Origin of the sequence: Paraglaciecola mesophila (assembly GCF_009906955.1) — a bacterium.
In the GTDB taxonomy this organism is placed as follows: domain Bacteria; phylum Pseudomonadota; class Gammaproteobacteria; order Enterobacterales; family Alteromonadaceae; genus Paraglaciecola; species Paraglaciecola mesophila_A.
The window spans coordinates 1,844,780-1,857,806 of sequence record NZ_CP047656.1 but is presented as its reverse complement, the minus strand read 5'-3'; the positions used below and the strand labels follow the sequence as shown (position 1 = coordinate 1,857,806).

Genomic DNA, 13,027 nt, shown 5'->3' with positions numbered 1-13,027 from the left:
TATCGCGCATCAATTAGCACAGCACTACTTGTGCTTAAGAATTCAGAGGTTAAGGATATTTTTATGAACCACATACAACACACTAAGCGAAATTTTAACAAGCAAAAACTGGCTATATGCGTAGGACTCGGTCTATTGAATTCAGTCTTTACTGTGCATGCGCAAGAAGTTGAAGCGTCAGCCACTCAACCTGATGACGCGCTTGAAGTGATTGAAGTTCGTGGTCTAAAGAGTTCATTGATCCAATCGATGAACAACAAGCGTTTCTCAAATACTATCACTGACTCCATTACTGCAACTGACATCGGAAAACTGCCTGACGTCACTATCGCTGATTCCCTGCAACGAATCACAGGTGTGCAAATAAATCGCTCAGGCGGGGAGGGGACCTCGGTAAATATCCGTGGTGTCGGTCAAGTGGGGACGACGCTTAACGGAGAACAGATGCTCTCTGCTAGCGCAGTTACCACTGTACAGCCTAATTTTACGGATATCCCGTCAACTATGGTATCTGGTTTGGATGTATACAAATCTCGTGAAGCAAAACAAATTTCGTCTGGCACGTCTGGGGTTATTGATCTTAAAACCTACCGACCATTTAAGCTTGATGACGGTTTTACCTTTAATGCAAAAGCTGAATTGACCGATGGCTCTATGGGTGATGAAACAGACGAACTAGTCTCAGCCTTCTTTGGATACAATCATGATCGCGATTTTGGTTTTACTTTAAACGTATCCGTTTCAAATAAAAACTTAGCAGATTATGTTATCGGATCTACGGGTAATGATTGGGGGTTTGCAGCAACTGAAGCTTCAACCTTTGCGCAAAATAACGTTGATGCCAATGGAAATGGTAATACCGACGATACGTATTATGCATTTCAAGGGCACCAAGCGGCTAATCAATATATTGCACGGGATCGCGTGGGTGTAAATGGTTCATTTCAGTGGCAAGTAGCTGATCGCGTAGAACTAGTCGCCGATGTTTTTTACACGCAGATGGATGAATTACAAACTCAAGCAGCATTTATTGCGGCTCAAGCGTGGCAGGGGGTGACAGGTTGGTTCACCCCGACCTCCAGCGGTTTTACAGCACATCCGCATCAAACGAAAAATGCTGATGGCAGTATTAATACACTGCCTGGTAGCTTTAATTCGTTTAGCGCTGGGGTGTTACAATCAAGGCGCAATATGGCGCATTCTGAAGCAAACGCTATCGATCGCGAGGCATTAAATACTAACCTTGAGTTAAATTTTGATTTGACGGACAACCTTTCTGGGTCGGTGCGTTGGGTGCACGGCAAAGCGACTGATGACAATGCGTTAAGTGTTGTAGATTCATACATAAATAGCGGTTCACAAGTAAATGCAACCTATAAAGGTGAGGGCGGCGTAGCCCTGAGCGATGTAAACCCGTGGGGTTATGATGGTCAGTTCGCTCAACTACCAGACGGCACAGAGGTCGAAGACTTCACCATGATCCCGATTGGTATTGAATATACAGGATCTAGTCAAGTATGGGATTTACCTACTACGCATATTATAGATGGACAAGAAGTTAACGAGATATTTGGCAGTAATATAGCTCGTTATTCGGCGACATCAGCGAATTTAACCGGTGCACAAAAAGAAGCTGAATTAGACGTGCTGCGCTTAGACGGTAAGTACGTGTTCGATGATCTTGGGCCAGTTGTTTCTAGTGAATTCGGGATCCGTTACGGTAAGCGGGATGTAACACAATTGTCATGGATAGGCGGTGTGGCGCGAACCAATCAATATGGTGATGCATTTTTATCACGTTGGAAGGACAGTGCGAGTCAGGCACCGGAAACGTTAGAATCGTTTATTGATCCCATTTCATTTGAATCATTAGATCAAAAGGGCCTCATTACGCAATTAAGTGATTTTCAAGGGGCAAGCGGCTTAGGCACTTTGTATTTTGTTGACCCTGATAAAATGTCAGACCCGCTGGCGTGGCACAACGAGGTGTACGGGCAAAATATTCAGTCTCCAGATGGCGCAAACTCCTACGACTTAACCGAAAAAAATAGTGAAGCCTATGTCCAGTTAAACCTTGATGGTGAGTTAGGTGAAATGTCTTACCGAGGAAACGTAGGTCTGCGTTATGTGAAGACTGAGCTAGACATTAACCAATCTGAACTCGGTACTAGTGGCACTGCAACTTATAACGGTGTGTCTTATATTTTATCTGGTGCATTAGGGATGTTACCACCTACGGCAGCATTGCTTAATACTGAGCGTGAATACTCCGACGTTTTGCCTTCTGTTAATTTGTCGCTCAACTTAACAGATGAGCAAATATTGCGTTTTTCATACAGTAAAACCGTGACACCGCATGACACTAACAATTTAGCAGGTGGGATAAACGTGACACGAGTGTTAGCGTGTGACCTGCAGGAGCCAGACGGCACCAGTATTTTCTGTGCAACTCAAGCTACGCAACAAGGTAACCCGCAACTTGACCCATGGCGTTCAACCAATTACGACGTTTCATATGAGTGGTATTTTAGTGAGTCGGGCATGTTGAGTGTAGCGGCGTTTTATATCGACATAGAGTCATTTATCGGAAATACCACTGTGCAGCTTGCGCTTGAAGACAGTGACGGTGTTGTTCGAGGTTATAACCTAGAGACTGGGGAATTTACCGGTACCGTACCTACAACAACTAAAGGCAATGTGGACGGCGGTAGCGTAAAAGGAATTGAGATCGGCTATCAGCAAGGCTTTGATTTCTTAGACGGTATCTGGCGAAACTTTGGCATTACCGCTAACTATACTTACTCGCCGAGTGAAAGTGGTGATACCGATTATTATGGTGAGAGTACACCAATGCTCGATAATTCAGAGCATCAAGCAAACTTTGCTCTTTGGTACGAAGACGACGCGTTACAAGGGCGTATTGCGGCTAATTATCGCAGTAAAACCTTTATGTCTGTACGTCGCTTAGGTAGCTATGAACTAGCGAAATTTATCGAACCGACATTATATCTTGATGCGTCTGTTAGTTATGATTTCAACGAGAACTTATCAGTGTCGTTGCAAGGCACTAACCTAACGGAAGAGACGCGAGATACCTATCTACAATGGGAAGATTTAATTGATAAGCGCTACATTAATGAGCGTCGATTCACACTAGGTGCTCAATATCGTTTTTAACCTTTCGTAGCATTGTATGTTAATAAGTGACCACTCAGCGAGAGCGTAAATAAGGTGCATGACTGAATGAATGGTTGTTCTGTTTCCAAGTCATGCAATGAAGTGTAAGTTCTTTAAAACTGGCCTGCGAGAAATGCCCCAGAGGCTTTTGCTCTGCGTTATCATTATTTGAAATATTTCACTATGTGAAAGGAAGCAACCCTTACTACATAGCGATGCATTAATCAAAAAACGCTGGACGCATTCTGGGAGGGGATTTATCAATGCGAATAGGTATTAGAATAGCGAGAAGTTGAAAAAGCCCCTTTTAATCTCTGATTAAAAGGGGCTTTTTGCTGTCTAGCGCTCTAAGGATATGGCTGAACGCGTAGAGATAAAAACAGACTTGTTAAGAAGATAGATATTGATCTTCACCTTTTGCGTGTTAGCAGCTTTTTAATGGCACTACGTACTGAATCAAAGGCGATTTCATCAATTGTTAGGCTTGCAAGAGAATAAAACTGAGCTTGAGCTATTTCGCTGTGCTGGATTGATAACCGCGGTTTTTGAGGTAGGGTCGTTACAAATATCGTATCACAGGTGTGATAATTAATATTTTTGTATAAATACTGATTCGGAAAGGAAGCAAAATAATGCCAATTTTCTATGTCGAGGCTAAGTTCTTCATAAATCTCTCGAGCCAGAGCTTGCTCTAGTCCTTCATCATGATCTACAAAACCACCTGGTAGGTCGAGCTTCCCTTTACTTGGCTCGTTTGCTCTTCTGGTAAGCAATATTTCATCCTGTACTAAAATGATAGCCGCAACGGCACTAGCAGTGTTGTGAAAGTAAGTAAATTGGCAGTGTGCACAAATAAAACGAGCGCCTTCGATAAGCGTTATCTTTTCGCTTTTACAATTAGGACAGTAGCGGAATATCTCAGGGGAAGGGAGCTGCATAACAATCTACTCTTGATGTGAATATTACTTCTGGTGTTTAGTGATTATATACAAAGATGCTTTTGAGCGTCGTCCTTTACTTAGGGACGACGGCGGTCAAAAAGGTGATAGGCGTACATTCGGTGATCTTTCTAATAAGGATTTGAAATCGCACTGAAAGAGCTCTGTTTACCGTCGGGTACAAATATGAATCTGCGCAGTCCACTTATACTGGTCCAAGGTTTAATACTGTTGTTTGCAACTACTTTCAGTGTGAATTCAGTATCGCTAGGTGTGAGTTTTAACGTGCCAATGAGTTGGTTTTCTAGTCCATTTAATTCTGTGGTTATCTTTTGCTCATTTAGCTCTATAGAAATCTCAAGTCCAGCACTGTCGGTGTTGTCTTGCTGAATGTAGAGGTCATAGTTCCCTGCGCTCATTACGTCAATGTGGTAACGGGCAAAATCCCCAGGTTGCTTTAAGTTACTTAGATGGTGCGGCTTGCTCAGCACATTTACAGATGTTGCCGCAGGGCCAAAGCCATTTACCAGACTGGCTTGGTTGGTAATTTGATAGACGGGGGGTCTGAAGCTCGCAGGGTCGTCGTGTATCTCATCAAATTTTGCTTTTAACTTACTGATCATACTCTTAGCTACAACAGGCTTTTCCGTAACGATATTGTGACTCTCAAGAGGATCTTGTTGCATATCAAACAACAGGTAGCTTTTGGTCGCTTGTGGGTATTGCGGCCTATCTGCTGCAGGGTTTAGGAGTAGCTTGTATTGCTCTGTTCGCAATCCAATTGTTTGGTTGGCGAAATGCATGGCCGCTTTTGCTTTGCGATCAATTGGGGTCCATTGGTTGAAATTGGGTAAGTCAACGTTAACATCATGTGAAGCAATATATGTCTCTCGATTGTTGTCACCTTTGATCTCACCGGTTAGGTAATTCAGGAACGACAGCCCATCAAACCCTTTGTGTGTAGCTGGTAATTTAGCTTGGGTTAGTTCGGTGAGTGTGGGAAGTATGTCTTTTACATCAACATACCTAGGCACATCACGGGCCTGCCAGTGATCTTTCCAACGTATAAAAAGTGGAGACTTGATACCATTTTGCCAAGACTGTCCCTTATTACCTTTCAGTTTTGATGGATTACGTTGGTACCACTCCTCTTTTAGCATTGCGCCGGCATTACTTGAGTCCCACCAGGGACCATTATCGCTAAGGAAAATGACTACAGTGTTGTCAGATAAATTAAGGGCATCTAGACGAGCGAGTAACCGACCTATTTGTTCATCCATTTCATTTACCATGCCATATAAATTAGCGATAGCTGGACGTAATCCTTGTTTTATTAAAGGGTCGCTGAATTTTTTTGGGGCAACCCACGGTTCGTGCGGTGCTAAGTAACTTACGTAGGCAAAAAAAGGTGTGGTTTGGTTTCTCTCAATGAAATCAATAGCATAATCTGTGACCACTTCGGAAGCCCATTTTTGATGGGTGACCTTTTTTCCATTCAACCAGCCAAAGCTGTTTTGGTGTTGATAAAGCTCTGCATAGTAACCTTCGTCAAAACCTCGGTCCCAAGGAAAATAACCATTGGTCTTGCCTATATGCCATTTTCCCCAAGTGCCTGTTTTATAGCCAGCATTAAGCAGAATATCTGACATTAAAACTTCGTCTCTTGCCATGAAATCTCGTCCGCCGTGAACTCCCGATACGCCTGTTTTATAAGGATCTCTGCCACTGAGCAGCGCCGCACGGGTGGTAGAGCATACAGGCGTTACTGTGAAGTCACTAAAGCGCACTGACTCACGGGCTAACCGGTCTATGTTTGGTGTACTGATATAAGGTGATGCGTGTATAGACAGATCGTCAAAGCCTAGATCATCAGCAGTGATAAGTACTATGTTTGGGCGGGAGTGCTCGGGTTCAGCATAGAGAATATGACTGGAAAAAAGCAGTACTATGGCGCAAAAATAAGCGATTGGTTGCATGTTCAAATTCCTTATATTTAGATTCACAAAAACTGCCGTGCTTCAGCGTGCGCCATAAACAAGTGATACAAGGTGCTTGCTGGGGCTGAGGCGTTAATAACCTGATTATTGGCATCAAGTTGATCAACGTACAAAGAGGGCTGTTGTGGGTTGATAAAATGGTGCAGTAAATTTTCAATGGCGATACGCGCATCGTCTAAATAGGGATTAGGGGTCGGGACAGTGCGCGCCATTGCTAAACTGGCTTTTATCCATTCGGTCATTGGCCAGCAACGTTTAGTTTGTGATGATTCCCCTGTTTTCAAATCTACTTGATCAAGCAACAAGGACCTCCAACAATTATCGTCACGGTGCTTCTCGCTGTGGGCTTGAGGGTCTGCCTTTGTTAAACCCAGCAACAGGGCATTGCGGTAAAGCGCGTGGCAATATTGTGCTACTGGCTTATTTGTATATTTGTGGTATTCCTGAAGTAACCAAACCCATTCCATCATGTGGCCCGGCTCGATGATATCGCCCTTAGTCGTGGATAACTGCCAGTTATGACTAAAAAATTCGCGTACCACGCCGTGTTTGTGATCATAAAATACATTTTCGAACAGGCCGAAAATTTCACCAGCGTATCCTAACCACTTTGCATCTTGAGTCGCTTGGTACAAGGCTAAAAACGCTTCAAACAAATGCATATGTGGATTTTGGCGACGACACTGGTAAGAATAACTGCCTTCTAACCACCCTGCTGAGGAACCTTTTAGTTTTACCTCGATGCTGTCAATCAGTTGGTTAGCTTTATACAGCGCATGTAAATCGCTAAACACTGCATAGCGCCAAGCGTAAGCGAGCAGGAAGAATGCGCAGTCATACAAGTCGACATTCTCATTGATGATCTTATCCTCGTGGTCGAGAATATGGCAGAACATACCGCTTTGATTAATTTCAGCGTGGCGTTGAACAAAAGAATCAAGCTGACTGACCCTGAACATAGCATCATCTAACCATCCTTGTTTACTTGCATAGGCGCAACAAAACATTTGTCTAGCTTGTACTCGAATACGTTTGTTTGCACTAAGGTCAGCTTGACCATTTGCTAGGAATCCTTCAATGGCACTGCCATTCGGCATAAATCCATTTCGTGCCCAATAGGGTAGGACATCATTACCCATCCAACTGTCAAAGCGATGAATGGTATCTCGCAACAGAACATGCTGATCGTCGATAGAGCAAAATTTATTTGAACCGGTTAACATTGTTGTGGTCGTTACTTTGGATGAATATATGAGCTAAATATCACACAAAAAATGAACCGGTTCAATTTTTACTTTGAAATTTTATTATTTTGCTTTTTCTGTATAGCGAGTGGTGCTTTCACGAATAATAAACTCATAGGGGAAAACGTACTCTTTGGTCTCTGTAACTTTACCTTGGATCATATCAAGTAGCATCTCAGCTGATTTTTCTCCGATTTTTTCAGCAGGTTGAGCTACGGTAGTCAGCGTTGGTACTACATATTTAGATACGTCCATGTCATCAAAACCGGTGATCGAAATATCTTGAGGGATCCGTAAGCCTTTATCGATAAAGCCCTTCATAGCAGCAATAGCCATTTCATCATTCATGCAAAAAACTGCGCTTGGACAGTTTTTCATATTGTAGAATTGCTCGGCGGCACTGATTCCGGACCAATAATTAAAATCGCCTTCGATGACTAATGACTCATCAAATTCAATACCATGAGAGCTTAGAGCCTGCATATAGCCTTTCAAGCGATCTCGAGTGTGCGGGTTCTCGTGTAACCCTGAAATCACACCAATACGCTTATGCCCTTGCTGAATTAGATGGCTGACCACTTTATTTGCCGCGCCGGCATTATCGATACGCACCGAACTGTAGGGCGTACCCTCGCAACTGCTGGCACTAACTGCGAACACACCTGTCTTTGGTAACAAGGAGTCATTTTCTTTGTAGGGACGTAGATTAATTACCCCATCCGCAAGGCGCGTTTCCACCATACGAATGAAGTCTTTTTCTTTTTTCGATGAGTCACGGGTATCGCCAAGCAAGACGTTATACCCCGCGCGTTGAGCCACGGACTCGATACCACTGATCACTTTTGCGAAAAACAAGTTCGCAATGTCAGGGACCATGACGACTATGGTGTTCGCGGTCTTGCTGCGAAATTTTTGCGCCAACATATTAGGTTTGTAATTGAGCTTTTGAATTGCCGCTTCGACTTTCTCCAAGTTCTTTTTAGATACCCGCTCTGGATGGCTAAGGGCTTTAGATATTGTCCCCGTGGATAAGCCTGCTTCTTTTGCCACATCTCTGATGGTTGTCACTATGCTGCCTTTCTAACTGAATGTTGGGATTTTATTGTCCCTTGGCCTGGATATTGAGCAGGCCAATCAGGTGCTTTATTTAATATGGGTTCAGTTTACTTAATCTGGCGTTTAACGCCAGAAAATCACTATATTAAAGTAATTTTCAGTTTAACAGTTGTTAATAAAATACAAAATTTAACTTGATAAATGAACCGGTTCATTTTATGTTTGTGTTATCTAATCACTGTTATTTAAAAACGTTACTCCTATGAAAGTAACTGGAAAGCCGTTTCATGATTCTATCTGCGCTAGATATTTCGATTATTGCTGCTTATTTGCTCGCCATTGTGGCGCTAGGGTTATATATCTCTAAAGCTGCAAGCAAAAACGTACAAAGTTACTTCTTAGGAGGAAATAAACTGAAATGGCAATTGCTGGGTTTATCGAACGCGTCTGGCATGTTTGATATCAGCGGTACCATGTGGATGGTTTATTTACTCTTCATATATGGGCTTAAAAGCGTCTATATCCCTTGGCTATGGCCAAGTTTTAACCAAATATTTTTGATGGTATTTTTGTCGATTTGGCTACGTCGATCTGGGGTGATGACAGGGGCTGAGTGGATCAGATTTCGCTTTGGTGAAGGCAAAGGTGCGACGTTGAGTCATTTTGTTGTGGTGCTATTTGCCCTGCTAAGCGTATTGGGATTTCTTGCCTATGGTTTTATTGGGATTGGCAAGTTCGCTGCTGCGTTTCTACCTTGGGAATTATCTGTTGACCCTCGTACCAATGAAATTTATTACGGCTTAATTATGACCGTTTTAACCTCTCTTTACGTGGTTAAAGGAGGTATGGTCAGCGTGGTCTTTACCGAAGTATTGCAGTTTGTGATCATGACAATTGCCTGCATTGCTATCGGAATTGTGGCGATGATGAAAGTCTCTCCAGAGCTGTTGGCCCGTGCCACGCCTGATGGATGGGACAGCATGGCTTTTGGTTGGAAGCTGGATCTTGATTGGAGCTCACTTTTAGCTCAAGCCAACGAGCGCATCATCAGCGATGGTTGGTCGCTATTCTCAGTGTTCATTATGTTGGTCCTGTTCAAAGGAATATTGCAAAGCATGGCGGGTCCTGCACCTAACTTTGATATGCAGCGTGTATTGTCTGCCAGAACGCCAAGCGAAGCGGCCAAAATGAGTGGTTTTGTGAGTTTAGTGTTGTTGGTACCCCGTTATATGATGATCACAGGCTTAGCGGTTTTGGCTCTGGTGTACTTCATGCCCCAGTTAAACGCTATGGGGCCGGATGTTGACTTTGAACAGATTTTGCCTTTTACCTTAGCGAACTTTATTCCAAGCGGCTTATTAGGCCTTATCATCGCCGGGTTGCTCGCTACTTTTATGTCAACATTTGCGGCGACCACTAATGCAGCTCCTGCATATGTAGTTAACGATATTTATCGTCAATATATCAATCCTAATGCATCGGCTAAAACATACGTGCGTATGAGTTACTTAATCTCAGTAGTGTTCATTGTGTTGGGTACAGCTATTGGACTATTTATACCCTCGCTAAACGCTATCGTAATGTGGTTGGTATCCGCTTTATATGGTGGCTATACCGCGTCTAACTTATTGAAATGGTATTGGTGGCGCTTTAATGGTATGGCTTATTTTGCTGGTATGTCCGCCGGCATTTTGGCGGCGATACCTATGATGTTCACCGACGTTTCACCTTTATACAGCTTCCCCTTTATGTTTGCGGCTTGTTTGGTGACCTGCATTGTTGTCAGTTTTATAAGCGTACCAGATGATATTGAAGTCGTGAAAAACTTCTATTTAAAAACTCGCCCATGGGGATTATGGGGCCCAATAATTGCTGCTGTACAAAAAGACGATCCTAGCATCTGCCCGAATCAGGAATTCAAGCGAGATGCGCTGAATGTGCTTATCGGGATTGTTTGGCATACCAGTTTAACTGCAGCGCCTATTTTCTTGGTTATTCAGCACTGGGGCGGGTTAACTATCGCCACAGCTGTGGCGATCATTTCTAGCATCCTGCTCAAATACATGTGGTGGGACACCTTAAGTGATGAACCTCATGAGCAGAAAATTTCATCTCAACCTTCTATGTTTTCCCCTGCTCAGCAAGGGAAATAATACTTATGCGAACAAGAGCACTTTTTATGAATGACAAAACCTTATTTCATGCCCGAGTCAAGGATATTAAAGCCCATCACGAAACGCTGCTTAGTGCAGTGAATCAGCCTACTCAGCTTAGTAATGGAATATTTCAGCGTTGGCAGAACCCAATATTGACAGCCGCTCATACCCCACTTACTTGGCGCTACGATTTTGATGAATCGCGCAATCCTTATTTTATGGAGCGTATTGGAATTAATGCCACGCTGAACGCCGGATCGATTTACTTTAACGGTAAATACACTGTCGTTGCTCGGGTAGAAGGCAACGACCGTAAATCCTTTTTCGCGGTGGCACAAAGTGATAACGGTGTTGATGGTTTTACCTTTTGGCCTCGTCCGATCAATATGCCTGACGGCGAAGAACCCGATACTAATATTTACGATATGCGCCTGACTCGCCATGAGGACGGTTATATATATGGATTATTTTGTACTGAACGCAAAGATGATACTCAGCCTGACGATGCATCTGCTGCGGTGGCTCAATGTGGTATAGCCCGCACGAAAGACTTGGTTGATTGGCAGCGTTTACCGGACTTGGTGACTTACAGCGGTCAGCAACGGAACGTCGTGCTACATCCAGAGTTCGTTGAAGGGAAATACGCGTTGTACACGCGACCACAAGATGGCTTTATCAGCGTCGGTGGTGGAGGAGGTATCGGATGGGGGCTGTGTGATTCAATGGAATCCGCCAAGGTTGAGCAAGAAACTATAATTGATCATAAGGTTTATCATACGATCTCTGAGGTCAAAAACGGACAGGGGCCTGCACCAATAAAAACTGAAAGTGGTTGGCTGCATCTTGCCCATGGCGTGCGCAATACGGCCGCTGGTTTAAGATATGTGTTGTATATGTTTATCACCGATTTACAGCAACCTTGGGTGATAACTCACAAGCCAGCCGGCTATTTACTAGCTCCTGAAAGCGATGAGCGTGTTGGCGATGTGTCGAATGTGGTATTCAGTAACGGCTGGATTGTTAACAAGAGTGAGCAAGTTTTTATCTATTATGGTTCAAGCGATACACGTCTACATGTTGCCACCTCGACCGTTGCTCAGCTAGTAGATTATTGTTTAAACACGCCGCAAGATGGGCTCACTACACACAGCAGTGTTCAAGCTATTTATGATTTGGCGGCTGCCAATGAGGGGGGACTATGAGCCTTGCAGCAACTGATGAAGATGTTGCTATGCATTTCAACCTCCAAGGGGTCGATTGTGAATTGAGCCAAATCGCTAAGTGGTGGGTAGAACACAGTGTTGATTATGAAAACGGTGGTTTCTTTGGCGAGATTGACTTTGTCGGCAAGGCGTTGCCCACAGCAAATAAGGGAATTATTTTAAATAGTCGAATATTATGGTTTTTCAGTGAAATTGCCCTGCGACAGAATAGTCCTACATATTACTCACTCGCTACCCGAGCGTTTAATTATCTGATTGAACATTTTGACGATACTGAAAATGGAGGGGCATATTGGGAATTAGCGTTTGATGGTTCAGTTGTAGAAACAAAAAAGCAAACTTACGCACAGTGTTTTTGTATATATGCGTTGTGCAGTTATTTTCGTTTAACTGGAGAGAAAGCGGCACTTGAGAAAGCACTCGTTTATTTTCAATTGGTCGAGAAATATGCTCGTGACGCCACGTGTGGAGGCTATATCGAGGCATTCAGTCAGGATTGGAATAGCATCAGTGATTACCGCTTGAGCGAGAAAGATCTCAACGTCCCCAAATCAATGAATACTCATTTACATGTACTAGAAGCTTATAGTGCTTTGTATCAAGTACACAAAAGCGCGCAAACAGAAGACGCACTTCGTCATGTAATTGAGGTGTTTCAGTATCACATTGTTTGTCATAAAACGACTCACCTTAAATTATTTTTCGATATGCAGTGGCGGGATAAGTCACAAACCTATTCTTACGGGCACGATATCGAAGCTAGTTGGCTGTTATGGGAGTCAGCGAAAATTCTGGCGGACAAACGAGTCATGAGTCAGTTAAAACCTGTGGTGATTGGTTTAGCACAGGCGTGCTTAGATGAGGCCATAGGAGAGGAAGGCCAGCTGTGCGACGAATTCATTTTTGACGAGCGACAACGCAAAGAGACGAGTTATTGGTGGGTTCAGGCTGAAGCGCTCGTTGGCTTTATGAATGCTTTTACATTAACTGGCAACCAAGGGTTTAAAGAGGTTTGCCAACCAATTTGGTCCTTTATTCAGCGCTATCATATCGACGCGACCCATGGAGAATGGCATTGGCTAGCCAGCCATCATCAAGATAGTCAAAGCCGTATCTATAAAGCGGGTTTTTGGAAAGCGCCATATCACAATGGACGTGCAATGATGGAATTGCAGCACCTGCTAGAAAAATAGTGACTATACAACAGCAAATTTGAGTGACATAACATGTTAAAAA

The 13,027-nt window shown here is 43.5% G+C and carries 8 protein-coding genes; 4 read left to right on the top strand and 4 right to left on the bottom strand.

The window, feature by feature from the left end; genetic code table 11:
* Positions 1 to 63 precede the first annotated feature (63 nt).
* Positions 64 to 3,177 (top strand): TonB-dependent receptor, encoded by a 3,114-nt coding sequence (locus FX988_RS07975; protein ID WP_160179135.1) that lies wholly within the window; start codon positions 64 to 66, stop codon positions 3,175 to 3,177.
* A 410-nt stretch (positions 3,178 to 3,587) separates the two neighbouring features.
* On the opposite strand, the gene FX988_RS07970 is transcribed toward FX988_RS07975, so the two are convergent.
* From FX988_RS07970 to FX988_RS07955, 4 genes are all read right to left on the bottom strand, one after another.
* The gene (locus tag FX988_RS07970) at positions 3,588 to 4,115 is read right to left on the bottom strand and encodes an NUDIX hydrolase (protein ID WP_160179134.1); all 528 of its coding nucleotides are present in this window, start codon (positions 4,113 to 4,115) and stop codon (positions 3,588 to 3,590) included.
* Positions 4,116 to 4,246: 131 nt separating this feature from the next.
* Positions 4,247 to 6,091, bottom strand: a complete 1,845-nt coding sequence (locus FX988_RS07965) for an arylsulfatase (protein ID WP_160179133.1) — start codon at positions 6,089 to 6,091, stop codon at positions 4,247 to 4,249.
* 23 nt (positions 6,092 to 6,114) lie between these two features.
* The gene (locus tag FX988_RS07960; protein WP_160179132.1) at positions 6,115 to 7,335 is read right to left on the bottom strand and encodes an AGE family epimerase/isomerase; all 1,221 of its coding nucleotides are present in this window, start codon (positions 7,333 to 7,335) and stop codon (positions 6,115 to 6,117) included.
* 84 nt (positions 7,336 to 7,419) lie between these two features.
* Positions 7,420 to 8,424, bottom strand: a complete 1,005-nt coding sequence (locus FX988_RS07955; protein ID WP_160179131.1) for a LacI family DNA-binding transcriptional regulator — start codon at positions 8,422 to 8,424, stop codon at positions 7,420 to 7,422.
* A gap of 275 nt (positions 8,425 to 8,699) precedes the next feature.
* On the opposite strand from FX988_RS07955, the gene FX988_RS07950 reads away from it, so the two are divergent.
* From FX988_RS07950 to FX988_RS07940, 3 genes are read left to right on the top strand one after another with little or no spacing between them, the layout of a single operon-like run.
* On the top strand, positions 8,700 to 10,565 hold the full coding sequence (locus FX988_RS07950; protein WP_160179130.1) for a sodium:solute symporter family protein: 1,866 nt from the start codon (positions 8,700 to 8,702) through the stop codon (positions 10,563 to 10,565).
* Positions 10,566 to 10,591: 26 nt separating this feature from the next.
* A complete protein-coding gene (locus tag FX988_RS07945) occupies positions 10,592 to 11,770 on the top strand; it encodes a glycosidase (RefSeq protein WP_160179129.1) in 1,179 nt (392 codons plus the stop codon).
* Positions 11,767 to 12,984, top strand: a complete 1,218-nt coding sequence (locus FX988_RS07940) for an AGE family epimerase/isomerase (RefSeq protein WP_160179128.1) — start codon at positions 11,767 to 11,769, stop codon at positions 12,982 to 12,984. Before FX988_RS07945 ends, FX988_RS07940 begins: the two co-directional genes overlap by 4 nt.
* Positions 12,985 to 13,027 lie beyond the last annotated feature (43 nt).

Bases quoted from the DNA above. Each gene is read 5' to 3' on its own strand.
- FX988_RS07945 (WP_160179129.1), top strand. From the start codon at position 10,592: ATGAATGACAAAACCTTATTTCATGCCCGAGTCAAGGATATTAAAGCC.
- FX988_RS07960 (WP_160179132.1), bottom strand. From the start codon at position 7,335: ATGTTAACCGGTTCAAATAAATTTTGCTCTATCGACGATCAGCATGTT.
- FX988_RS07970 (WP_160179134.1), bottom strand. From the start codon at position 4,115: ATGCAGCTCCCTTCCCCTGAGATATTCCGCTACTGTCCTAATTGTAAA.
- FX988_RS07965 (WP_160179133.1), bottom strand. From the start codon at position 6,091: ATGCAACCAATCGCTTATTTTTGCGCCATAGTACTGCTTTTTTCCAGT.
- FX988_RS07940 (WP_160179128.1), top strand. From the start codon at position 11,767: ATGAGCCTTGCAGCAACTGATGAAGATGTTGCTATGCATTTCAACCTC.
- FX988_RS07975 (WP_160179135.1), top strand. From the start codon at position 64: ATGAACCACATACAACACACTAAGCGAAATTTTAACAAGCAAAAACTG.
- FX988_RS07950 (WP_160179130.1), top strand. From the start codon at position 8,700: ATGATTCTATCTGCGCTAGATATTTCGATTATTGCTGCTTATTTGCTC.